Consider the following 22,986-nt stretch of genomic DNA (forward strand, 5'->3'; position numbering starts at 1 on the left):
ATGCGTTTCATCGTTCTGATTGCCCTGCTTTTCACCCTGCTGGCAGCGGACCACGACGACCACCGCGAGCACCATATGCCGATGGACATCAGCTACCTCGACCTCACCCCGCAGCAGCATGAGCGCGTCGAGAAGATCGCCCGCGACTACCGCAAGGCCCATCACCGTCTCAACCGCCTCGAAGCGCAGACCCGTGACGCCGTCAGGGCCCTCTTCGAAGCCGAACGTTTCGACCGGGCGAAATTTCTCGAACTGACCACCGCGCTGCAGACCGAAAACGACAGGGTGCAGGCGGATTTTTTCGAAGCGCTCCACGCCGTTCTGACCCCGCAGCAGCGACAACGCTTCACCCCCTACCTGGAGGAGTGGGAACGTGACTAAGCGGGTGATGCTGATCGAAGACGACCGGGCCATGCAGGCGCTTATCGGCGGCTACCTTACCGATTACGGCTACAGCGTCCGCAGTTTTAACGACCCCCGCAGCGCCATCGAAGCATTGAAACAGCACAAAGAGGGATTCGATATCGTCATCCTCGACCTGATGCTGCCCGGCATGGACGGCTTTGACGCCGCCAAAACAATCAAGGCCGTCAGCGACATCCCCATCATCATCTCCTCCGCCCGTGGCGACATCGGCAACAAGATCCACGGCTTTGAGCTCGGCGTCGACGACTATCTTGCCAAACCCTACGAACCGCGGGAGCTCATCCTGCGTATCGAGGCGGTGCTCCGCCGCTACGGCAACGCTCCGCAGCTGCAGGTCTCGGACTTCACCGTCGACGAACAGAGCAGAACGGTCAGTATGGAGGGGTACCCCGTCGACCTCACCCCCGTGGAGTTCGAAATCTTCCTTTTCCTGCTGAAAAACCGCGGCAACAACGTCTCGCGGGAGCAGATCGTCCATGCTACTTCGCTGGAACCCGAGACCAAGGGACGCACCGTCGACATGCACATCAGCAACATCCGCCTCAAAATAGGCGACAGCGCCAAATCCCCCCGCTACATCAAGTCGGTCTGGGGGATCGGCTACCGGTTCATAGGCTGATCCGATGTCCATTTTCCGAAAAATCATCCTGCTTTTTTCCGCCAGCCTGCTGCTGATGCTGGCCATCGGCTATCAGGTAGACGCCATGTACACGCAGCGTACGGAAGCCCTCGTCACGCAGCAGTACCTCGATGATGCCCGGAAGCTCTACGGGCTGCTGGCGACGACTGAAACCGAAGCCCTTGCATCTGCCCTCCCCTCCATGGGCCTTGAAGCGGTTGAAGCCACACGGGCAACCGGGGCCGAGCCCCTGCTTGAACGCCCCCACTCCTTCGGGGATATGCGGATCCTGAAGACGCGCGACGGCGCTTATCTGCTTTCCATCCGCTACATGGAGAGCGCGTTGCTGCTGCGGGACAGCGCCCTCGACGGGAGCCTTCAGGGACGGTGGCTGCCCCATCTGCTCGTCGGGCTCGATATTGTCCTTCTGGTCATGATCTTTCTTGTCATCATCACTATGCTGGCCCCCCTGGGTCACCTTGCCGCCAAGATGCGGGCCTTTGCCGAAGGGGATTACGACAGCCGCGCCGATGTTCCGGGGCGTGACGAGATCGGGGCCGTCGCCGAGACCTACAACCACCTCGCCCAGCGCCTGCAGGATACGATCGTGGCGCGCGAAGCGCTCCTGCGTGATATCGGCCACGAACTCCGCACCCCCATTGCCCGCGGCATGTTCGCCGCGGAGAAGCTCCCCGATTCCGACGAAAAAGTGCTGCTCCAGCGCTGCTTTGCGGAACTGGAGTCCATGACAAGCGAGCTGCTCGAGGTGGAAAAGCTCTCCGTGACCGGGGAGCTGCATGTCGAGACGATCCGCGCGGAAACGCTCATACTGCAGGCGCTGTCGAAAATGATGATTGATGACGAGGAGAAGGTTTCCATTGCACTTGACGAGGCATTTAACCTCGAAGGTGATCCCCTCTACCTCTCCATCGCCCTCAAGAACCTTATAGACAATGCGCTGAAATACGCCACCGCGTACCCGGTGACGGTCACGGCCGAGGCCGGAATGATCTGCGTCTGCAACCGGGGCAGGCCATTAAGAGCACCGGTCGCAGACGCGCTGGCTCCTTTCCGGCGCGGGGTACACTCCCGACAGCGAGGAGGGTTCGGCCTGGGGCTCTCCATCGTGGCCAAGGTCCTGGAGCGGCATGCCTATCCGCTTTCGTACCGTTACGAAAACGGATGGCACCGTTTCTGTATCGATTTTACTCCCGCAAAACTCCAACAGGGTACTGAACCCGCCTAATCGCCTAGGCACCCAGCCGCTGCATATAGTGCAGGTAGAACTGCTGCGCCGTCCGCCCGCTGCGTGACGCCCGTTCGGCCGAGAAGCGCAGCGCTTCGCGCATCAGCAGCTCCCGGTCGGCGTCGACCCCTTTGAAATAGTGCTCGACCATACGCAGATAATCGTCCTGCGTCCCCTGGTAAAAAGAGAGCCAAAGCCCGAAACGGTCCGCCAGGGAGATCTTCTCCTCGACGCTGTCGCCGTAATGCAGCTCCCCGTCCTTGACCGTCGTACCTTCGTTGTCGCTCATGTATTCGGGGACGAGGTGGCGGCGGTTGGAGGTGGCATAGACCCGGACGTTTTCCGGCGCACTCTCGATGGAGCCCTCCATCGCGCTTTTGAGATAGGTATAGGAGAGGTCCGTTTCGCCGAAGGTAAGGTCGTCCAGGAAGAGGATAAAGCGGTAGGGTTCGTCGCGCAGCTCGTCGATCACCTCGGGCAGATAGCGCAGATCCTCTTTGAAAAACTCCACGATCCGCAGCCCCTCCTCGGCGTAGGCCTGCAGCAGTGCCTTCACCAGTGACGATTTGCCCGTCCCGCGGCTGCCCCAGAGCAGCACGTTGTTCGCAAAACGTCCGGCCAGGAAGTTCTCCGTATTCTCGACAAGCGCCGCCTTCTGGCGGTCGATATTGATCAGCGCCTCCAGCGGCATCGCTTCGATCCGGGCGATGGGTTTAAGCGTCTCCGTCCGCCGTCTGAAAACGGCGGCCAGGGTTGTGTTCCATGCGATCATGGCATCTCCTCTCCGGCAAAGTATTCCCCGCCATTATACCCCTGTGCAAATTTCGGGCACCTTCGCTACAATGATAATATAATTTCACAACGGAGGGCGGAATGAGAATTGCCATGGGCGGTGCGACGGGGTTCGTCGGGAGACACCTGCGGAAACGATTTGAAGCGGAAGGATGGGCGGTCATTCCGCTCAGCCGCAGCGACCTCGCGCTTCCGGCCGAAGCGCTGGCCGAGAAGCTCATCGGCGCCGATGTCATCATCAATATCGCCGGCGCACCCGTCGACCGCCGCTGGAGCCGCCGCTACAAGGCGCTGCTCGTCTCGAGCCGCGTCGGCACGACGAAGCGCCTCGCCGAGGCGATCGGCCTGCTGGACGTCAAACCCTCCCTTTATATCGGCGGCTCCGCCGTCGGCATCTACCCCTCGAAAAAATGGCATGACGAACTGAGCGAAGAGTACGCCTACACCTTCCTCGGCGACCTCTGCCAGCAGTGGGAAGCCGCGGCAACGGAGGTCAAAGCGCACGGCGTCCGAACGGTTATCTTCCGCCTGGGCATCGTTCTGGGCAACGGGGGGATGCTCGCACGGATGCTCCCGGCCTTCCGGCTCGGCCTCGGCGGCGTCGTCGGCGACGGGAAGCAGTACCTCTCCTGGATCCACATCGGCGATCTTTGCGAGGCCTTCGCCCGCGCGGTCACCGATGCCAAGATGCGGGGAATCTACAACCTCGCGGCGCCCCGGGTCTCGACCAACAAGGAGCTCACCGAAGCGCTGGGAACGAAGCTGCACCGCCCCATCTTCATGCGCCTGCCCTACTGGTTTCTGCGCCTCGTTTTCGGCGAGGGCGCAGAGGTGATCGCCGGCGGCCAGTGGGCCGTGCCGCGGCGCCTGCTTGACGCCGGTTTCACCTTCCGATTCGAGCATCTAGGCGATGCCCTGGACAATCTGCTCACAAAACGGAAAGATTAAAACGCCTCCTGCTCCGTCCGAGTGAAAAAACGCTATAATTCGACCATCATTCGCAGCGGCGGAGCGTACCAAGAATCCGTCTCTTTCCCTGCACTACCAAGGACACATCATGGCCATCCCATCCGTAGCGTTCAAACGCCAGAATCACCGCCTTCTGCTCTGCGAAGAGAGCCGTAAAAACGAGCTCCTTGCCCAACTGCTCGAGGAGAACGCCGACAAAAAGATCAGCGTCGTCACCGCCGGCGATGCCGGAGCCATCAGCGTCCCCGACACCGTCACCGTCCTTGGCGACGATGCTGTAGAGGGCGCTGAAGCGTGCGACCTGCTCATCAGCTACGACCTGCCCGAAGTGCCGCAGCGCTATCTCGATCGTATGGCGCTCGCCCGCGAAGGGGCCCTCGTCCTGCTGGGCGAGGCGGACCGTCCCCGCCTGATGGGCATCGAGATGCTGCTGGGCCGGGCCATCTCCCAGGAGCGTCCGGAGGGCTTCGCCCCCGAAGAGGCCCCCAAGCCGGTGCAGCGCCCGAAACGCTACAAGAAGCCCTCCGCCCGTCTCTACGAAGAAGACGCACCGAAAAAAGCCCCCGCCAAACCGAAAGGCAAAGGCGCCCCGCGCAAACCCAAAGCCAGCGGCGTCTCCCGCTACATCGGCACGGATGAGAACGGCAAGCCGATGTTCTCGGGCAAGACGGGCGAGCGCAACCACCGCTATGACGGCAAGCCCCACGACGAGGAGAGCCTTGCCGCCAAAAAAGAGTGGGAAGCGAAACGCAAAAAAAGCGGCGGCAAAAAGCCCTATGATACGAAGAAAAAACCACCGTACAAAGGTGAGAAGAAACCCTATGAGGCCAAGAAGACGGAGACCCCTAAGGACAAGCCGAAACGCCCGATGATCCGTATCAAGGCAGAAAAACTCAAAAAGAGTGAACCTAAAAAGTAAGCGCCGCTATTTCCCCAGCGTATAGAGGTTGTTGCTGCCGTGGCACGCCGCCTTGAAACGCTCTTTGAGCTCCCGGTCGTAGGTCATGATGAAAACGTCCGCCTGCCGGAGCTTTAAACGCTCGAACTCCCCCAGCAGAAAATCGTCCGCCACGTTCTTGCCGTGATCTACAACGGTAAAGTTGAACGACTCCAGCCGCTTGCCGTAATCGTACAGCTCCGCCTCCCACTCCCGCCGCTTGAGGTAGAGCGAGTCGGGGTTCGCCGCCAGGTAGATGCGGTCGTCGGGGACGTGGAACTTCTCGATGACATGGGTGAACATGGGCCCGATCGGGCCGAAGTTCTCGATATCCCAGAAGAGGTAGGTACCGCGCGTACGCGTGCGCCGCTGTTTGTTGAGCAATTTCAGGCGCTTGGAGATGTTGAGGTGGACATGGGCGTTGTCGTTGGTGAGCTCGATCTGCAGCTTCAGCGCCTCCGCCTCCGCCGTCTTGAACCCCAGCACCTTTCCCATATCGATAAAGAGCTGCAGTTCGGCCTGCTCGGCCTGCGCCCCGCCCTTCTGGTAACGCCCCAGCGCCTTGATCTTCTCCGGCGGGAAAAGCAGTGACAGCGTCGGAGGCCGCTTTTGCTCATAGGCTTTTTTGACGGCATGAAAGATGGTGTAGGCGTTTGGAGTCTCGGGCATTTCAACGCTCCCCTTGACCTCATCGCCGATAATGATTTGCTTCATGGCCTGGATTATAGAGGGAATGGATAAAAGCGGGCTGATGATTTTACGGAGCGGCCGGCGCCATGCCGGCCGTTCAGGAGAAATGGATTTAAACGTGCCCGAGTGACAGGTTTACTGGAAGATCGTCGGTCCGCCGGGTACGACCCGGGTGAACACCATGCTGCCGTCGACTGTCATGTAGTTGTTGGTCGGATCGAAACTGACCGTCATGTTGACCGGGACCTGCGACCCGAGCGTATCGTCGACCGTCAGGCCGAACTCCATGTTCGTGTCGCCGGCGATAGTATCGCATCCGGAGGTAATCGTATCGGTACAGACCGCGCTCTCGTCCGTCGGGGCAGCCGGCGTCATCGTTACCGTGCCGTTCGTTTCGACCACATAGGTACCGAACTCGGTCATGTTAAAGCGCCCGACGGTCCCCGGTTCTGAACCGACCGGATCGGAGCTCTGGCTGTCGTCAATGTCGGCAACCATATAGTTGCCGGCGCCGTCCAGGACCATGATGACAAATTTGATGTTGCCGGTCGTCGACTGGTTGACGATCCATGCCCCCGCTTCCGGACTGATTGCACTGCTCAGACGGTTTAATACCACCGTACCGTCAATGCTGGTCAACGTTGCCGTATCATCGCCGTTATCGCTCACCGTCGCTCCCACGGCAGTATCGCCGGCATTGGTGTTGATCACCGGGGCGGCCGAGGTGAAGCTGCCGGAGGCGTCGAGCGTGTACTGACCGACTTCCACGCCGCCGATGACACCGTTCGTGCCCAGGACCTGCTGAACCCCCATGTACTTGTCGTTATCGGCGATGATCAGGAGGGCGTCCATCGTCGTGATGCCGCCCAACGCCCAGGCACCGACCAGCGTCGAATCGTTGGCGGTCGTAGGCGTGGTGCTGCTGCCCCCTCCACTCATAAAGTAATTGATCAGCGCATCGCGGGCGATGATATTGAACTTGATCTCGATATCGCCCGTAAACGCCGGTTGCATTTCGCCCTCGGCGACATAATCGCCGCCCCCGTCGTTCATCACCGTCGCGGCGAACGGCCAATTCATACTCGGCAGCTCGACGATGATGACATCGCCGTTGCCGTCATTCTGGACATGCCAGCTGCCGCTTTCCACGACCTGCGGGTTCTGCATATCGCTGAAATCGATCAGCACGACCGTCCCGTTGCTGTTGATATCCGTATAAGCATCGCCGGTATTGAACTGGATACCGGTAGTGCCGTTGACGTTGAAGACGTAACCGCCCGTGCCGCCTTGGTTGGCCGCGACGAAGTCCGCCAGCGTCGTGAACGTCATGGAGGAGTAGTTCACATCATAAGATGTCAGCATCCCCCAGAAATCGTATTCGTCGCTCAAGCGCAGGTGCGCCGTTTTGTATCCGACGGAGCCCGCAGGCATGGTGATGCCGAACATCGCTTCGAGTGCCGCCTGGTCATAGACATCTCCCAGGTTTGCAAAGAGATGGCCGCTCGGCGGAATAGAGACATTGAGCTCCGTACCGGCAGGATTGATCGTGAAAGCAAAACTATCCGTCACCGTGCCGTTGATATCCTTGAACATGACCGTACCGTTCGAGTCGGCATAGAGCCCGTCGGAATTGACCGCATAGACCGCCGTACCGTTGCTGTCGGGCCAGACGCCCCACAGGTCCATATCGGCAAGGAGGGAGACCTGGGCCTTGGCAAGGGCATCCCACTCCGCCTGACTGATGGGGATCTCGGTCAACGCGTAGAACTCATCCACCGTTACCGGCGGTACCGGCGGTGTGTAGTTTTCGAGTGCCGTTGTAATCGCACCCATTGCGATATCATTCCCCATCAGACTGCTGTCACTGTCAAGCACATAGCCAGCCGTCGGTGCATTGTGCGCCCCCAGCCAGACCTCGCCGTTGTACAGCGTCACGAAGATATCGCCGTCTCGCATCAATGCATCGTAATTCGGGATACTGGCATTGAGTTCGGTGAAGATCGTCAGCTCTGCCTGATTCGGAAGATTGCCGACCGTCCAGGTACCAACGATTTGAGTGTTATCGCTGTCACTGACCAGGTAGCCGCTCATTCCCAGGCTGAGCGTTATGACGTCAGCACCCGTATCATCCACCGCTGCAGTAAAGGAGGCATTCATCTGCGGCCGTGCCCCTGTCGAGCTGTTATCGTCCCAGTAGATCATGTTCCCGTAGTTGTTGTTCATGAAATCTTCCATGAAAGCGTATGGCACGCTGACATTCATCGGGCGCCAGTCAAGGATGTATGTATCGACAAGATACTTGCTCTGCATCGTATAGTGCAGAGCGCCTGAGGGGAAGGTCACCGGCAGCGTCATACCGCCGCCGATGTCGATATCAACCGTCTGGCCGTCCAGCACTTCCGCCTGAGCGATCTGGTACGCCGCAAAGGGAGAAGAGAGTGTCGTACCGTCAGCGCTGATCGTATAGGTAGACGACACGGCTGCCTCCGTCGTCCATGTACCGTCGGCAGTATTGAGCATAAAGTTTGTACCGAACGATGCAGAAACCCAGGCGCTACTGTTTATGTCAAACAGGTATCCGTTCGTACTCATCGTACCGCCGCTCATCGTATAGGTTTCGTATGCCGGTGTACCGTTATCTTCGACCCAGTAGCTGTAGAGCGTCATGCCCTCATAGAACGTCGTATCGGTTACCACCGGATCGGCAACGACCGTTACGGTAAAGGTCTCCTGTGCACTAAGAACACCGTCGTCGACGGTGACCGTCACGGTCGCCGTACCGACACCGGTCGGGTCGACTGCCACCGTCGTACCGTTCGCCGAAACCGCGGCAACCCCCGAATCGGACGATACCGCGCTCAGCGTCAGTGCATCGCCGTCAACATCGGCAATGGAGACCTGCACTTCAAAAATCGGCGAACTGACCGCCGCGGCAGGCGGATTGCCGATGGGATCGATCGTCGGGGCGTCATTAACAGGCGCTACCGTAACCGTGACCGTCCCCGGAAGCGAGGTCGCGCCCTGGTTGTCCTGAATCGTGTAGGTAAAGCTGTCTGTACCGTTAAAGTTTGCATTCGGCATATAGGTCACAACGCCCGTCACCGGGTCAACGCTCAGGTTACCGTCCGTCGCGGCGGAGACCGTCACCGTCGTGGCATCTACCGAACCGTCGCTGTCGCTGGTGTGTGCCACCACGTCGATCAGCACCGCCGTATCTTCATCGGTACTGGCCGCAAAGTCGCCTGCGACGGGCGACAGGTTGGCCACGACATTGATGGTGACCGTTGCCGCAGCGCTTGTGAGGCTGCCGTCGGAGACCTGATAATCAAAGGTAAAGTTGCCTTCGGACGCACTGCTGAAGCTGAAGGTACCGTCACTGTTGAGTGTCAGCCCGGCAAGCGTCCCGACCTGTGTGAAGGTCAGCGTATCGCCGACATCGATATCCGACGCATACGCATTCAGATCGCCGTCGAGCTGGGTATTCGTCTGCACCTGGAACGTTGCAGCCGACGCCGTTGGGGCGTCATTGACGTTGATCACCTCCAGATCGAACGGTGCCAACGCTGCCGTCAGTACCGAGTCGGAGACGGAGATAACGATCCCCGTAGTGATGCCGACATCGGCATTGCCCGGGGTGCCCGAAAGCGTACCCGTCGCAGTGTCGAACGTTGCCCAGGCGGGCTTGTTGGCAATGCCGAAGGTCAGCGTGTCGCCGTCGATATCACCCGAAGACGGCGTAAAGGTGTAGAGCGCGTCCTGGTTCACCGACGTCGCCGGCGTACCGCCGATCGTCGGCGCATCGTTCACGTTGACGACCGTCACGGAGAAGAGCGGCAGGGCGACCGTCACCGTACCGTCACTGACCGAGATATTGATATCGGCGGTCGTACCGACGTCACCGTTGCCCGGCGTACCCGTCAGCGCCCCCGTTGCCGGGTCGAACGCCGCCCACGTCGGCTTGTTGACGATACTGAAGGTCAGCGTGTCGCCGTCGATATCACCGGACGACGGCGTGAAGCTGTACGGTGCATCCTGGTCGACCGACGTTGCCGGCGTCCCGCCGATCGTCGGCGCATCGTTCACAGAAATGACGGTCACGCTGACGTTGCCGTCGGCACTGCGTCCCGTGCCGTCGCTGACCGTATAGGTGAAGCTGTCCGGGCCGTTGTAGTTCGCGGCCGGGGTGTAGGTCACCGTCCCGTCAGGATTGATCGCCGTCACACCGTGGCCTGCGGTTGAAACTGCCGAGACGAAGAGCATGTCGCCGTTTTGGTCCGTATCGTTCGCCAGGACATTGAGCGACGCATTGGTATCCTCGTCGAGGGTCAGAATGTCGGCCACCGCTACCGGGGCAAACTCGTTGCGCTTGACGACAAGGTCAAATACACGGTTATTCGTGACCAGGCTGTTCGCGACCGTCGCTTTGAGCGTCACGGCCACGTCCGCCGTAGCACTGCGTGTCACGGCGCCGGTCGCGACATCGATGACGCCCACAGGGGTCGCCGACCATGTCAGGTTAAGATCCGGCGTATCATAGGGTGCCGCGGCGGGACTGCTCAGGACGAGATCGGCCGTAATGCTGTCATTGGCCGTATTCGTCCCGAGGTAGGTGATGTTGTTTGTAAGGGCATCCTCAACCTCTGCCAGCGCGGCGATCATCGGGTCGACATAGGTTCCCGTTTCGATCTCATCGGCGACCTGGGTCGTGTTCATGTCGTTCAACGTCGTCGTCAGCTCCGTGACGGCGGCCGTATCGCCGTTTTCGATCGCTCCTTCCGCGGCTTCGGCGTAGGTGTTGATCGTCTCGCCGAAACCGTCCAGTTCGTTGACGGTCGTGACGTTTGCCGCGAGCGCATCGATCGTCCCGGCGAGCGTTTCAACAAAAGTCGCGATCGACGGATCGAGCGTCACCCCCGTATCGGCACTGACCTGGCCGGCCAGCTCGGTCGCGTTAAAGTCGCTGCTGAACGTCGTGGCTGCCAGCGATTCAAACACTTTCGCATAGGCAGCGTCAAACGATTCGCCGTCGCTTTTTGTCGCGGCGGTCAGTACTTCGGCGACCTTCTGCACTTTCTGCGCCGCCATAAAGCTGTCGCTGTCGAGCATCGGGTCGTTTTTGACCTGATCGGCAGTCACCCCGAGGTTGGCCGCGACCGTATCGGCCGCAGCATCGAACGTGATCGACGGGTCCGATGCCATGATCGCCGCGACATAGGTTGTCAAAGGGGAAAGGACGATATCCGGACGCGTCGCGTCATAGACGGTTGAGAGCCTCCCTTCAAAGGGGTAGCCCGTACTGATATCGGTACCGCCGTAGGCATAGATCCTCGTTCCGTCGATTATGGTCGCCTCAAAGGCGAAGTCGCCGTTCGCGTCGGTCACCGTCGACAGCTCCGTATCGTTATGCTCCCCTTCGCCGGTGCTGTCGACAAAGACGGTCGCTCCCGATACATATCCGTCCACCACACCGCCGCCGCTGGCGCTGCTCGTATTATTACTGCTGCCGCCACCGCCGCAACCGCCAATCGCGATTACGGCAGCCACAGACAGCATGACCTGGCTTATCTTGATCATTATGAACTCCTAAAATTTTTCCTACTACAAAGCTACAGGAAAAAAGTCAAAAAAAGTCAAAAAAAGTGTTTGGGGGTGAAGCAGATTTTACGAAAGGATGTAACCCTGTTTGCTGAGGCTCTTGATCCGAAGCTCCGGAACGCGTTTTCGCAGGGAGTAGACGACCGTTTTCAGCGAGGATGATGACACCTCCTCGTCGGCCCAGATGGCAAATTCAAGGTCGTGGTAGCTGACGACCTGGTGGCGGTGCCGCACCAGATGCTCCAGCAGAATGTTCTGTTTGGCCGTCAGCGCCACATCCTCCCCGTCGGCATAGAGGGTTGCGGTGACGAGGTCGTAGGTATGGATGGGCGAGAGGACGATACCCTCGCCCTTTTCCGCATCGTGCTCCTCCAACCGTTCGCTTTGGTGGCGGCGGTAAGCGCTCCGCAGGACGGTTTCGAGCTCCTCCGGGCCGAAAGGTTTCATCACGTAACCGTATGCCAGAGGGCGGAAAGCCTTTTGCAGCGTCTCGTTATCGCAGTACGCCGTGATGTAGACGATGGGGACCGTGTGCTGCTCCCAGATCATATCGCTCAGCGCGAAACCGTCGACCTTGCCTCTGATATTCACGTCCATCAGGACCATCCCCGGGATCTCCTCTTCAAACGCGGCGATAACGGCCATGGCGTTATCGAACACACCGATGACGCGGATCCCCCACCCGTTGAGAATACTGGTGATATAGCGGGCCGTCAGCACTTCATCTTCCACCACCATCACGGAGTCGATCATGCCTGCCCATCCTTTGCGTCAAATGTTATGGTAATGGTCACGCCCCCGTCAGAAGCGATATCGCAGGTACCGTTATCCAGCCCTTTGACAAGGTCGGTGATCAGCATCATACCGATACCTTCGGACGTTTCCGAACGCTCCGGAAGCCCCTTGCCGTAATCCCGCACGATCAGATCGTAGCTTCCACGACCGCGCTGAACGAGTTTGATCAAGACCTCTCCGTGCTCCGTGCCGTCATAGGCATACTTGATGGCGTTGGTTACGCCTTCGTTGACGATCAGTCCGATCGACAATGCATTTCGGATTCCCAGCCTGATGGATTTCTCGCATTCGCAATGAATCTTTACCGCCGAGATTTTCTGGAGGTTCAGCGTCAGCATCTGCAGGTAGTGATGCATATCAATGTCTTCAAAATCCTCTGCGCTGTAAAGGTTTTCATGGACCATCGCCATCGCCCTCAGGCGGCCGATGTTTTCGGTGAAGTATTTGCGGTATTTCGGCTCTTCGATCTTCTCCGACTGCAGCCACAGCAGGCTCATGATGACCTGCATATTGTTTTTGACGCGGTGGTGAAGCTCCCGGAGCATGACTTCACGTTCCCGTGCCGTTTTCGCCAGGCGCACTTCATAATCCACGCGCATATGTTCGAAATAGTAGACGACGAACGAGATGGCGACATAGCCGATAAACATCTGGATCATGAGTCCCGCGGGAAAGATCGGATCGCCGATATTGAACGCGCTCAGCAGCAGCACGGCGCCGATACCGGATATATTCAGGATACTCCATCGGATCCCCCGCTTCAATCCGTGCTGGGCAAAAACGTAAATCGGCAGGGAGGCGGTCCAGAAGAGCGCGGAGTCCTTTTCAAACCCATCGATGTGCAGCGAGAGGATGGCGAGCCCCGAAATCACCCCGACCAGTATGCTGGAGGTCGTTTCCAATCTGACCCTGCGGGCACGGAACAGTATATTGTTTATCAGAATGGTTACGATCCCGAACAGCTCCAGGACGGCAAGCGTATTAAAACCGTGGGTCAGGTTGTTATAGATGTCCAGGGAGAGGACCAGGACCGCGAAGACCGTAATGAGGTTTGCAATGACGGAGCGTTTATACTCGATTGAATCTTCAGGATAGTCGATATTGTCACGGACAAAACTTTTACACCAGTGCGAGCAGAACATGCAGCCATCATAGCATGTTTTCTCTTGCGCCTGCCGCGATCGCCCTTTCCGGCTCACTTCCCGGGCTTATTCCCTCTGTCACGATCCTTCGCCTCTTCCACGCACGCGATCAGTTCCGTCTGCATATAGGCTCCCTGCAGCTTTGCGACCTGCTCGTCATGCCGCTCCTGCTGCTGCACATCCAGTCCAGTGTCGTTATCCGCTACTTTGTCGTAGATGCTCTGCATCGCCGACCCCGCAAGCGTTTCGGCGGAATCCGTATGGATCATCTCCCACAGTCCGTCGAGCCCGTTGGCGGGCACGGGGAGATTGCAGTAATAATACTTCGCCGGCGTCAAGCCCCAGAAACAGAAGCCGAGCGAGAGGTAAAACTCCAGTGCCTGGGGGACGCAGCTCGCCTTGAAACGCCGGACATGGTGGTGCACCGCCAGTTCGAACACCCAGTGCAACAGCATCAGCGCGTAGCCGTGGCGCCGGTGGCACTGTGGGGTGAGGATATTGTGGATGGTCAGGTAATCGTGATAGCGGTCGATCTTGTAGAAGAGGTAGCAAAGATGCTCCCCCGCATCATCCGTGAGGATAACGCTCCCCTCGGCATTCCAGCTGTAGTGGCGGTCCCACCACCGCATCGCCTGGTCGGCGAAGCCCCGGCTCTTCGCATCGTCGATCTGCGTGATGGAATCAAGATACTCTTTTCGGTTGACGTCAATGACACGGTACGGCATAAGTGCCCCTTTGCAAGCCAATAGTAATGCTTGAAAAGGGAAAACTTCACAGAGGTATTAAAAGTGACAAATAAGTGATGCGTTCAGTATAACACCCCGGCTGTATCTGCGGTTCACACGGGTGTATAATATGTAACCATTTCCAGTTTTCTCTCCACTAGTCCATATATGCATCACTTTGGCTTGCGTACGAAACCGTTTTTCAGGTATCATTCAGCAATTGAAAGATGATTTAGAGTTTCATCTTGGTTAGTTAATTGATTGGGGACCCGGTGCTCCCCGGTCATTTCAATACCTTGCAGAGTGCTCCACATTAAATTTCGACGACTACATTAACAACAAGGACTTGCTTTGGCAGATCTTAAAAAGGGAACCGTTAAATGGTTCAACAGTGAAAAAGGCTATGGGTTTATCTCCCCTGAAGACGGCGGCAAAGACGTATTTGTACACTTTCGCCAGGTCAACAGATCAGGCTACGGCCGCGTTGAGCTCCAGGAAGGTCAGGAAGTGACTTTCGAGATCGGCGAGGGACAAAAAGGCCCGCAGGCGGAGAACGTCACTCCCCTGTAATGCCTTCAACGGCGGAACCTTCCGCCGGCATCACGATTTGTCCCCGGGACACCTCTGAAAACCCTTCGATCTCCGGAGGTTTTTCAAAGATGCCCACAAAAGAGGATCGCTCTTTTACGCTATGGCTTCGGAGGACAATACGATGCAGAGCAAGGAAGCAGCACTCAAAGCGCTGGACGATGGAAAAGAGCTGACCAGTGCGGTCACGGGCATAAAATACAAACAGATGGATGGCGCGCTCTATTCGAAAAGCAGCGAACGCAGCGAATGGATCGTGTGCGGGCTGATGTTCTACACCCCCGGTTCCTGGCTGAACCTCTTCGAATAAGACGCGCTGCGCCGCCCCGATGCGGCACCCTCTCTTAACGCACGCCCGCTTTCATCTGCGCGAGATATGCCGCAACCTCTTCCGCTTTCATCGGCTGCTCTTTGCGGCGGTCGCCCTGCGCATTGCGCTTTTTGTTCTGCTGCCCCTGGCGCGGCTTAGCATCGGTACGCTCGTTGCCGTTGCGTGCCGGCCGTTTGCCGGAGGCGTTCGCTTTCGGCTTGGCGGCAGCTTTCGTCTTTTCGGGCAGCCGGGTCTCAAACCCTTCGACACTCTTTTGCGGGATCGCTGCCTTGATCAGCTTCTCGATATTGCGCAGGTAGTCAGCCTCTTCGGCGCAGACCAGTGAAACGGCCTCCCCTTCGTTGCCAGCGCGGCCGGTCCGGCCGATGCGGTGCACGTAGTCTTCAGGCACATTCGGCAGCTCGAAGTTGACGACATGCGGCAGCTGGTCGATGTCGATCCCGCGCGCCGCGATGTCCGTCGCGACCAGGACGCGGACGCGCTTCGCTTTGAAAGCGGCCAGCGCCTTGGTGCGCGCGTTCTGGGTCTTGTTGCCGTGGATCGCTTCGGAAGGGATGCCGTCACTTGTCAGCTGCTTGCAAAGCCGGTTTGCCCCGTGCTTGGTCCGTGTGAAGACCAGGACCTGCTCCCAGCCGTTGGTATTGATCAGCGTGGAGAGCAGTGCGCGCTTGCGGTCCTGCTTGACCGGGTAGACGACCTGCGCGACGCGTTCGGACGCCGTGTTGCGGCGGGCGACCTCGATCAGCTCAGGGGTGTGCAGCAGGCCGTCGGCCAGTGTCTTGATCTCGTCGGAGAAGGTTGCGGAGAAGAGGAGCTTCTGCGCTTTTTTCGGCACGAGCTTGAGCACCTTTTTGATGTCGTGGATAAAGCCCATGTCGAGCATGCGGTCCGCTTCGTCGAGAATAAGCAGCTCGATGCGCGAAAGGTCAATGTTCTTCTGGTTCGCATGGTCAAGCAGGCGTCCCGGTGTCGCGACGACGATGTCGACGCCGCGGCGCAGTTGACCGATCTGCGGGTTGATGTTGACCCCGCCGAAGATCACCGCCGAGTTCAGCGGCAGGTATTTGCCGTAGGTCTCGACGCTCTCTCCCACCTGCGCGGCCAGTTCGCGCGTCGGTGTGAGTACCAGTGCGCGGACGGGGCGTTTGCCCTTGGCAGGCGCCGCGCTGCTGAGCAGCTGGAGCATCGGCAGGGTAAAGCCCGCCGTCTTTCCCGTGCCCGTCTGGGCACCGGCAAGGAGGTCTTTTCCGCCGAGCACGACGGGAATCGCCTGCGCCTGGATGGGTGTGGGTTCGCTGTAGCCCGTTTCGGCGACAGCACGCAAGATGGGCTCTGACAGCCCGAGGTTAGAAAATGACATATGTTTTCCTGTCAAAATGGCCTACCTGCGTCCGAAAACGCCGCCGGTCCAGGCTCATCTATGAGTTGTAAAATTGTTAAGGTAATCAAAGGATGGCTATGCGCAATCGAAGGATGCCGAAAACGGAGTCAGACGCAGACCGTGGTGCGCTGAAAGTGGTGACATTATAGCGTATTTTGCAGCTGCCGTGCGACGTATGCGTCCAAATAATCGGCAATGCTTGCCTGACATAAAGGATAAACAGATTTTCTTACCGGATCACCAAGTAAAAAAGCTTATCATAGGTAAAAATGTACCTCATTCGGAGCGTGTTCCATGATGGAAAAGATGCCGATCGCTAAAGCCTTTACGCTGATGGAATCCGGCCCGGTCGTCCTTGTAACGACAAAAGACGGAGAAAAAAACAACGTCATGACCATCTCATGGACAATGGTGATGGATTTCACGCCGGTCTTTGCCATGACGACGGGTCCGTGGAACTACTCTTATGCCGCGCTGCAGCAAATGCGCGAATGCGTCATTGCGATCCCGACGGTGGACCTCATCGACACGGTCGTCGGCATCGGTACCTGCAGCGGCTCGGATACGGACAAATTCGGGAAATTCGATCTTACACCGGCTGGCGGTGAATTTGTCGGCGCACCGCTTATCAAAGAGTGCCTGGCGAACATAGAGTGCACGGTCGTCGATATCATCGAGCAGCACAACATCATCGTGCTCGAAGGCGTGTGCGCATGGTTTGATCATGCGCGGAAGGAACAGCGGACCCTCCACGCCGTCGGCGACGGTACGTTTATTGTCGACGGCGAACGGCTGGACCGTAAGCGGATGATGCGGTCGAAGCTGCCGGAGGGCGTCTGACGTGCGGGCGTCGGGAAAATATTGTAATTTTCATCCAAATGGACTAAGATTCATTAAATACTGTTTTTATTAAATTATGAATAGTGAAACAGAGCGGACGTCCTCCGTCTGTACCAAAGGAGAATCTTATGGCATATTGGAGCAAAAACAATCGCGCCTGCACAACAACCTGGTCCACGTTAATGCTTCTGGAGCAGCTCGACACGGTCTTTCGTGAAGCCGGAGAGCTCAAGATCAAAGAGCTTACCTTTTTCAATCAGACCAGCAGCGGTGATCAGCGCAAAGCCGCGGCCCGAACGCTCGCGATCCAGATGGACAATGTTTTCCGCGAAGTACGCGGCGCGACGTACGAGGAGGATATCACGGGAGAGCAGGCGATCGACTCGATGCTCAAAGTTCTGACGACACCCGAGGCAACCGTTTCGGACCTGGCGGAGAAGTGTGATATCAGTTACAACTTCTACGGCGAGGAGGACGAATGAAAAGAGGCAGTTCCCTGTGCGCACTCGTCGCGGGCATCATGAGCGCATTTTTTCTCGTATTGAACCCGTCCCGGGCCCATGCAGAGATCAATACGGCAACCATCGTCAACGCATCCAAATCCGGCGTCAGCCGCCTGCTGGACGAACGGCAGCCCCTCGCCGATGCGGCGCAGCGCTCCATTCTGGAAACAGTGCTCAAAGGCGCGGATATTAAGCTCAAAGTGTTTGAAAGCGACGACAACGCCTCCACATCGCTCGGCTTCGAGTATGAATATTCCAGGGACATCGCCCAGTACGCTTTCCGTTCGGAGAAGGCAACGCACACCGGCCTGGCACTGAACTTCAGCGCTTCGGGCAACGTCGCGTTTGAGCAAAGTGCCAACCCGCGCAATCTGACGGACACGCGCTTTTCGTTCGGATACTACTTTTCGACCGGAGGCGTTCTGCCCGGGACACCGGATTTCGCCCTCCTGAACAGGCTCGAAGACGCCGCCGCCGAAGCCAACACGACCGATGAACTCCTTCAGTTGTCCGCATGGAAAGAGCTCGCCAAAGCGGTGCGGAATCAGCTCTCGGATCAGTACTACTTCGACCTCTCCGTCAAAGGGGGCCTTGAAGCGGATCAATCCTTTAAAGCGAAGCAGTATTACTACGGGCTTTATGCCAATATGATTGCGAAGGGTTGGAATGCCGAAACGTCGGTGCTGGCCCAGTTCAATATCCTCGACTACCCGGCGGCGCTGCTGCGTCTGCTCAGCGGCGTCGATGACACCTGGCAACCAAGAGGCTCCTCTTTTCCGGAGTTTTTGATCGGCATCGACCAGGTAGACCCGGATTCAGACACCCCGCGCCAGATCATCGCCGGGGATGAATCCTCTTTTACGCGGATGCGGTTCGAAGCCAGTTTTCGGACCCTCGCCGCGACCTACAATGACGCCGACGCTTTTATAGAGGCGAACTACCGCTACTACCAGGAGATCAATCCCTCCAGTGCGGTCAAAGCCGCGGGGCTGGACACCTACAGCTTTTTTACGGTGGCGCTCGTCATGCCTGAGGCCGAGGGCCTTTATGTCAGTTATTCCGACGGGAAACTTCCCCTGGACAGACAAAACGACCAGGTATACGAACTGGGCTTCAAGTACAAGTTTTAACGCGGGCTGCGGAGCAACGGCTACTCTGTTGCGGCCGCGGGTTTCGATAGAAAGAGCGACGTATAGATCCCCGCCCCGATCAACACCGCCCCGACGACGTGATAGAACTGCAGCGTTTCGCCGAGAAAGATATAGGCCAGTACGGCGCCGAAAAGCGGCATAAGGTGGGCAAACTGTCCCGTTTTCGCCGCGCCGAGCACGTCGATTCCCCTGTTCCAGAAGATATACGAGAGGATCGAGGCGAAGAGCGAGACGTAGATGAAGTAGGTCCAGTAATTTTCAAACAGCAGCAGTTCGGCATGAAACGTGTAGCCCTGCACCAGGTAGATCGGCAGCAGGTAGACGAACCCCAGGTACATATTGGCCATGAAGAGCTCCGCGCTGCTGAAGCCCGCGGGCTTCAGTTTGAACAGGACCGAATAGAGCGCCCATACCAGCGAGCTGACAAGCATCCAGAAGTCGCCGTGGCTGAGATTGAGCGCGGCGATGTTGCCGATCTCCCCTTTGAGGATCAGAAAGAGAACCCCCGTGGTCGAGAGGGCGATGCCGGCGACCTGCCGCTTCGTCACGTCATGCTTGAGCATGAGCGCCGAAAGAATCAGGATCATGATGGGCACGCTGGAGTTGATCAGCAGCGCGTTGGTCGCCGTCGTCGTCTGCAGCGCCGTGTAAAGGATCGTGTTGAAGAAGGTCACGCTCAAAATGGCCAGGACGGAAGTGACGACGAAGTGCGAGCGGATCAGCCGGATGATATTGCGGAGGCTGACATAGTACAGCGCCGGCAGCAGCATGACGCAGACCAGCAGCCAGCGGAAAAAGACCAGTTCCAGCGGCTGCACATCATCCCGGACGAACCGCCCCAGCACGAAGTTGCCCGACCAGAAAAGCACGCAGAGGCCGACAAAAATATAGACGCTGTACTTTTTCAAAAAGTCCCCCCGTGCCGTTATGAAGCGGCATTGTAACAATTTTTTGCCCCGCAGCGTTTTCTCCACGTTTTGAACAAAAGATAATCAACGCACTTTACAGGAGGCGCTAACGGTCTGGTAGGCTTGGGACAGGCTTCCATAGAGGGAGCACGTTCGATGCAACAAATGTTTTTTTACTTGCATATCGCCACGATTTCAGTCCCAGCTGCTGCTACTCGCAACGTATAGATTACGGAGGAATTCATCGTGAAAAAATTCATCTGGTCACTTCTGGCCCTCGGCCTGTTGTTATCACCAAACGTCTTTGCACAGGATGCCAAATTCTGCGTCAACCTCGACGACCGATGGGGTAACAACTGCGGTTCTTCAGACTCTTTGTCGATCAAAGTCACCAACCAGTGCAACCAGCGCGTCTACGTCAAGATGTGCCTTGAAAAGAAAAACGGGAACTGGTCCTGCGGGTCGGACTCCACCCTTGACCCGGGCGAAACCAACAACGGGTTCTATACCTGCCACGCGACGGGCGACTACCGGTGGTCCGCCTGTACGGGCGGCTACAACGAGTGCGGATTCAAAAACCCGCGCTGACCTTCAATTCTATGTCATGGAGCGCGGCAGATCGTTTTGATCTGGGCGAAACGGTGCCGCCCTCCTCCTGTAGTCACTCCCTACTTCTCTCTCGACCGCCTCTGACCGAAGCCTCATCATGAATTGGCTATGATAGGCATTATGCTACAACGGCACGGGATACCTTTCATGACCCTTCTCACCCTGCTCCTCGGCATCCTGTCCGTACTGCTCATCTTCCTTCTGCTGCTGCGCTACTTTGACCACGGTGCGGAAGTCCGGGAGTGGCAGCGGCTCCTCTCGAAACAGCCCGAGCACCCCGCACGTTTCGACCCGGCGATGACGGCGGAGCTTCCTGAGGCGGCGCGGCGTTACTTCGCCTATACCATTGCCCCCGGCACGCCGCTGCTGCGCGTCGCCGAGATCGATATGAAAGGGCTCTTCAGCCTCAAACCGCCCGAGTACCTTCCCATGGAGGCCCGGCAGATCCTCGCCCTGCCCCACGGCTTTGTCTGGAAGATGCGGCTCGTCGGCGGCCTGCCCGTCTCCGGTTCCGATACGGGCAGCTGGACGCGGTTCAGGATACTGGGCCTCTTTCCCGTCGCCCGGGCGGGCGGCGATACCGACCACACCCGCTCCGCCTTCGGCCGCTACGTCATCGAAGCGGTGTTCTGGACCCCGGCGGCCCTCCTGCCCGGCGAAGGCATAGCCTGGGAAGCGGTGAGCGCGAGCGTCGCCCGCGTCACCGTGACCAGAGGGGAGCTTTCACAGTCGGTGGATATCACCCTGGGTCATGACGGGCAGCCCATCGAAGTTTCTATGATGCGCTGGAGCAACGCGAACCCGCAGAAACAGTACCGGCTGCAGCCCTTCGGCGGGACGCTGTCTGATTTCCGCGACGTCTCGGGCTACCGCCTCCCCTTCAGGGTCGAAGGGGGCAATCTGTTCGGTACCGGGGGGTATTTCCCCTTTTACAAGGCGGAAATCACGGCGATCCGCTTTCCCCTGCACACTACGCTTAAAAACTGATGGCCGCGCATATTTTTTAAAAATTATTAGGAAATATGATAAGCTTGACGTCAGCAATGTTTTTTTACCGGCAGGAGGGGGTCAGATGTATCGTATCAACCGGGAGAAGCTTCTGTCTGTTATCCGTGAAGTGGATCAGGCCATCTACAACCATAACCAGTGGTACCAGAACATCATCCGTTCCATCGTCTGCCACCTCCCCTTCGACCAACGGGACATGGCGGATGACGCCCACCATCACTGCACCTTCGGGCAGTGGTACTACCACTGTTCCGAAAAAGAGATACAACAAAACAAGACCTTTCAGTCTATCCGCGGCGAGCATAAGCAGGTGCACGTCCTTGCGAAGCTGCTGCTTGAGACCTCCTCACAGGGCGAGGCCATCTCCTACATTGATTACGACAACTTCGCCAACGCCGTCGAACGCCTGCGCCTGAACCTGCAGACGCTCAAATACGAACTCGAGGAGACCCTGTACAACCGCGACCCCTTGACCGGGGTACGCAACCGCATCAGCATGCTCAGCGACCTGCGCAAGCAGATGGACCTGATCGATCGCCATGTGGAGACGACCGTGATCGCCATCATTGACGTCGACCACTTCAAAAAGGTCAACGACACCCATGGCCACCCGGTGGGCGACCTCGTACTCTCCAACATCGCCGCCTTTATCCTGCAGCATCTTCGCCCCTATGACAATGTCTACCGCTACGGCGGGGAGGAGTTCTTGATCATGATGCCCCATACGGATGTCGAGACCGCCGCCGCCGTCATCGAACGTATCCGCGAAGGGGTCGCACAGTTACGGACGTATATGCATAACGGCGACACTATCAGCGTCACGATCTCTGCCGGTGTGACCAAGCTCCGGGACCACCACAACATTGAAACAGCCATCGAAGAGGCCGACAAAGCCCTCTACGAAGCCAAACTGGGCGGGCGGAACAAGAGTGTCGTTTCCGCCTGATTTGCGCCTCTCCCGCTTCGCTATACGCGCTCACGTCTGCAAATCTTCAAACAATATTAAAATATAAAATAAGAAAAATTTTTATCATCATCTGTTTTTTTTATAGTAACATAACCGCCGTAACTAAAAACAAGGAAAAATCACAATGCGTATTCTTGCCGCCCTCACCCTCTCCGCTACGCTGGCATTCGCCCAAAGCGTCACCTTCCAGGGCAGCCCCGTCGCCCTGGAAGGCACCATGCCCGCCGTCGGCGAAAAAGCCCCGACATTCACCGCTGTCAAGAACGACCTCTCGGTCGTCACCATCGGCGGCGCACATCCGAAGACGCAGATCATCGCGTTCGTGCCTTCGATTGACACCCCGGTCTGTTCCCTTGAATCCAAGGCCTTCGACGACAAAGTCAAACAGATGAAGGGCGTCGACCTCTACATCGTTTCCATGGACCTTCCCTTCGCCCAGAAACGTTTCTGCGGCTTTGAATCCATCGGCAACATTACGCTGGCATCGGCCTACAAACGCGCCGATCATGCGGGGGCGTCGCAGTACGGCATTAACATCGGCGAACCGCTCCTCAAAGACCTCTTTACCCGTGCCGTCTTCGTCGTCAACAAAGAGGGCGTCATCACCTACAGACAGCTCGTGCCCGAAATCGCCAGCGAGCCCGACTATAACGCGGTCATCAAAGCGGTCAACAAACTGAACTGACGTTTTTCAGGCGCAGCTGCGCCGGCCGGGAGCGCTGCTCCCATCCCCCTGATCTTTCCAATATGAATCATCTACAAAC

The 22,986-nt window shown here is 57.8% G+C and carries 22 protein-coding genes; 14 read left to right on the top strand and 8 right to left on the bottom strand.

Going from position 1 to position 22,986, the window contains the following annotated elements:
* From LOH54_RS09390 to LOH54_RS09400, 3 genes are read left to right on the top strand one after another with little or no spacing between them, the layout of a single operon-like run.
* Positions 1 to 381, top strand: coding sequence for a Spy/CpxP family protein refolding chaperone (locus LOH54_RS09390; RefSeq protein ID WP_231018735.1), 381 nt, complete (start codon positions 1 to 3; stop codon positions 379 to 381).
* Positions 374 to 1,045 (top strand): response regulator transcription factor, encoded by a 672-nt coding sequence (locus LOH54_RS09395; RefSeq protein ID WP_231018736.1) that lies wholly within the window; start codon positions 374 to 376, stop codon positions 1,043 to 1,045. The genes LOH54_RS09390 and LOH54_RS09395 overlap by 8 nt, the downstream gene beginning before the upstream one ends.
* A 4-nt stretch (positions 1,046 to 1,049) precedes the next feature.
* Positions 1,050 to 2,291, top strand: a complete 1,242-nt coding sequence (locus tag LOH54_RS09400) for an ArsS family sensor histidine kinase (protein WP_231018737.1) — start codon at positions 1,050 to 1,052, stop codon at positions 2,289 to 2,291.
* A gap of 4 nt (positions 2,292 to 2,295) precedes the next feature.
* Here LOH54_RS09400 and LOH54_RS09405 read toward each other — a convergent pair whose 3' ends face one another.
* Positions 2,296 to 3,063: an ATP-binding protein gene (locus tag LOH54_RS09405; protein WP_231018740.1), complete on the bottom strand. Its 768-nt coding sequence runs from the start codon at positions 3,061 to 3,063 to the stop codon at positions 2,296 to 2,298.
* Between the two features lie 101 nt (positions 3,064 to 3,164).
* On the opposite strand from LOH54_RS09405, the gene LOH54_RS09410 reads away from it, so the two are divergent.
* Together LOH54_RS09410 and LOH54_RS09415 are read left to right on the top strand one after the other, a co-directional pair.
* Entirely contained in the window at positions 3,165 to 4,031 is an 867-nt protein-coding gene (locus LOH54_RS09410) for a TIGR01777 family oxidoreductase (RefSeq protein WP_231018742.1), read from the top strand.
* A 109-nt stretch (positions 4,032 to 4,140) separates the two neighbouring features.
* Positions 4,141 to 4,971 (top strand): hypothetical protein, encoded by an 831-nt coding sequence (locus tag LOH54_RS09415; RefSeq protein ID WP_231018743.1) that lies wholly within the window; start codon positions 4,141 to 4,143, stop codon positions 4,969 to 4,971.
* A gap of 6 nt (positions 4,972 to 4,977) precedes the next feature.
* Here the strand turns inward: LOH54_RS09415 and LOH54_RS09420 are convergent, their stop codons facing one another.
* The 5 genes from LOH54_RS09420 to LOH54_RS09440 form a co-directional block, all read right to left on the bottom strand.
* Positions 4,978 to 5,703, bottom strand: coding sequence for a hypothetical protein (locus LOH54_RS09420; RefSeq protein WP_231018745.1), 726 nt, complete (start codon positions 5,701 to 5,703; stop codon positions 4,978 to 4,980).
* Between the two features lie 111 nt (positions 5,704 to 5,814).
* Complete coding sequence (locus LOH54_RS09425; RefSeq protein ID WP_231018747.1) at positions 5,815 to 11,253, bottom strand: cadherin-like domain-containing protein; 5,439 nt, start codon at positions 11,251 to 11,253, stop codon at positions 5,815 to 5,817.
* Between the two features lie 87 nt (positions 11,254 to 11,340).
* Complete coding sequence (locus LOH54_RS09430; protein ID WP_231018749.1) at positions 11,341 to 12,027, bottom strand: response regulator transcription factor; 687 nt, start codon at positions 12,025 to 12,027, stop codon at positions 11,341 to 11,343.
* On the bottom strand, positions 12,024 to 13,211 hold the full coding sequence (locus tag LOH54_RS09435) for a sensor histidine kinase (RefSeq protein ID WP_231018754.1): 1,188 nt from the start codon (positions 13,209 to 13,211) through the stop codon (positions 12,024 to 12,026). The genes LOH54_RS09430 and LOH54_RS09435 overlap by 4 nt, the downstream gene beginning before the upstream one ends.
* A gap of 53 nt (positions 13,212 to 13,264) precedes the next feature.
* Positions 13,265 to 13,936, bottom strand: coding sequence for a GNAT family N-acetyltransferase (locus LOH54_RS09440; protein WP_231018756.1), 672 nt, complete (start codon positions 13,934 to 13,936; stop codon positions 13,265 to 13,267).
* 351 nt (positions 13,937 to 14,287) lie between these two features.
* Here LOH54_RS09440 and LOH54_RS09445 point away from each other — a divergent pair, with 351 nt between their 5' ends.
* Both LOH54_RS09445 and LOH54_RS09450 read left to right on the top strand, forming a co-directional pair.
* Complete coding sequence (locus LOH54_RS09445; RefSeq protein WP_231018757.1) at positions 14,288 to 14,506, top strand: cold-shock protein; 219 nt, start codon at positions 14,288 to 14,290, stop codon at positions 14,504 to 14,506.
* A 142-nt stretch (positions 14,507 to 14,648) separates the two neighbouring features.
* Positions 14,649 to 14,834, top strand: a complete 186-nt coding sequence (locus LOH54_RS09450; RefSeq protein WP_231018759.1) for a hypothetical protein — start codon at positions 14,649 to 14,651, stop codon at positions 14,832 to 14,834.
* 34 nt (positions 14,835 to 14,868) lie between these two features.
* Here the strand turns inward: LOH54_RS09450 and LOH54_RS09455 are convergent, their stop codons facing one another.
* Positions 14,869 to 16,215, bottom strand: a complete 1,347-nt coding sequence (locus LOH54_RS09455; RefSeq protein ID WP_231018760.1) for a DEAD/DEAH box helicase — start codon at positions 16,213 to 16,215, stop codon at positions 14,869 to 14,871.
* Positions 16,216 to 16,542: 327 nt separating this feature from the next.
* Between LOH54_RS09455 and LOH54_RS09460 the strand changes: the two genes are divergently transcribed.
* The 3 genes from LOH54_RS09460 to LOH54_RS09470 all read left to right on the top strand — a co-directional run bounded on the left by LOH54_RS09460 (position 16,543) and on the right by LOH54_RS09470 (position 18,709).
* The gene (locus LOH54_RS09460) at positions 16,543 to 17,076 is read left to right on the top strand and encodes a flavin reductase family protein (protein ID WP_231018762.1); all 534 of its coding nucleotides are present in this window, start codon (positions 16,543 to 16,545) and stop codon (positions 17,074 to 17,076) included.
* 128 nt (positions 17,077 to 17,204) lie between these two features.
* Positions 17,205 to 17,558 carry a hypothetical protein gene (locus LOH54_RS09465; protein ID WP_231018763.1) on the top strand — a complete coding sequence of 118 codons (354 nt, stop codon included), beginning with the start codon at positions 17,205 to 17,207 and terminating at the stop codon, positions 17,556 to 17,558.
* On the top strand, positions 17,555 to 18,709 hold the full coding sequence (locus tag LOH54_RS09470) for a hypothetical protein (protein WP_231018765.1): 1,155 nt from the start codon (positions 17,555 to 17,557) through the stop codon (positions 18,707 to 18,709). The genes LOH54_RS09465 and LOH54_RS09470 overlap by 4 nt, the downstream gene beginning before the upstream one ends.
* Positions 18,710 to 18,729: 20 nt before the next feature.
* Here the strand turns inward: LOH54_RS09470 and LOH54_RS09475 are convergent, their stop codons facing one another.
* A complete protein-coding gene (locus tag LOH54_RS09475; protein WP_231018767.1) occupies positions 18,730 to 19,638 on the bottom strand; it encodes a DMT family transporter in 909 nt (302 codons plus the stop codon).
* 246 nt (positions 19,639 to 19,884) lie between these two features.
* Here LOH54_RS09475 and LOH54_RS09480 point away from each other — a divergent pair, with 246 nt between their 5' ends.
* From LOH54_RS09480 to tpx, 4 genes are all read left to right on the top strand, one after another.
* On the top strand, positions 19,885 to 20,226 hold the full coding sequence (locus LOH54_RS09480; RefSeq protein ID WP_231018769.1) for a hypothetical protein: 342 nt from the start codon (positions 19,885 to 19,887) through the stop codon (positions 20,224 to 20,226).
* Positions 20,227 to 20,394: 168 nt separating this feature from the next.
* A complete protein-coding gene (locus LOH54_RS09485; RefSeq protein ID WP_231018770.1) occupies positions 20,395 to 21,234 on the top strand; it encodes a DUF6544 family protein in 840 nt (279 codons plus the stop codon).
* An 85-nt stretch (positions 21,235 to 21,319) separates the two neighbouring features.
* Positions 21,320 to 22,201, top strand: a complete 882-nt coding sequence (locus LOH54_RS09490) for a diguanylate cyclase (protein WP_231018771.1) — start codon at positions 21,320 to 21,322, stop codon at positions 22,199 to 22,201.
* A gap of 145 nt (positions 22,202 to 22,346) precedes the next feature.
* Complete coding sequence (gene tpx, locus LOH54_RS09495; RefSeq protein WP_231018773.1) at positions 22,347 to 22,907, top strand: thiol peroxidase; 561 nt, start codon at positions 22,347 to 22,349, stop codon at positions 22,905 to 22,907.
* Positions 22,908 to 22,986 lie beyond the last annotated feature (79 nt).

This window comes from Sulfurimonas sp. HSL-3221, from assembly GCF_021044585.1.
GTDB classification, from domain to species: Bacteria; Campylobacterota; Campylobacteria; order Campylobacterales; family Sulfurimonadaceae; genus Thiomicrolovo; species Thiomicrolovo sulfuroxydans.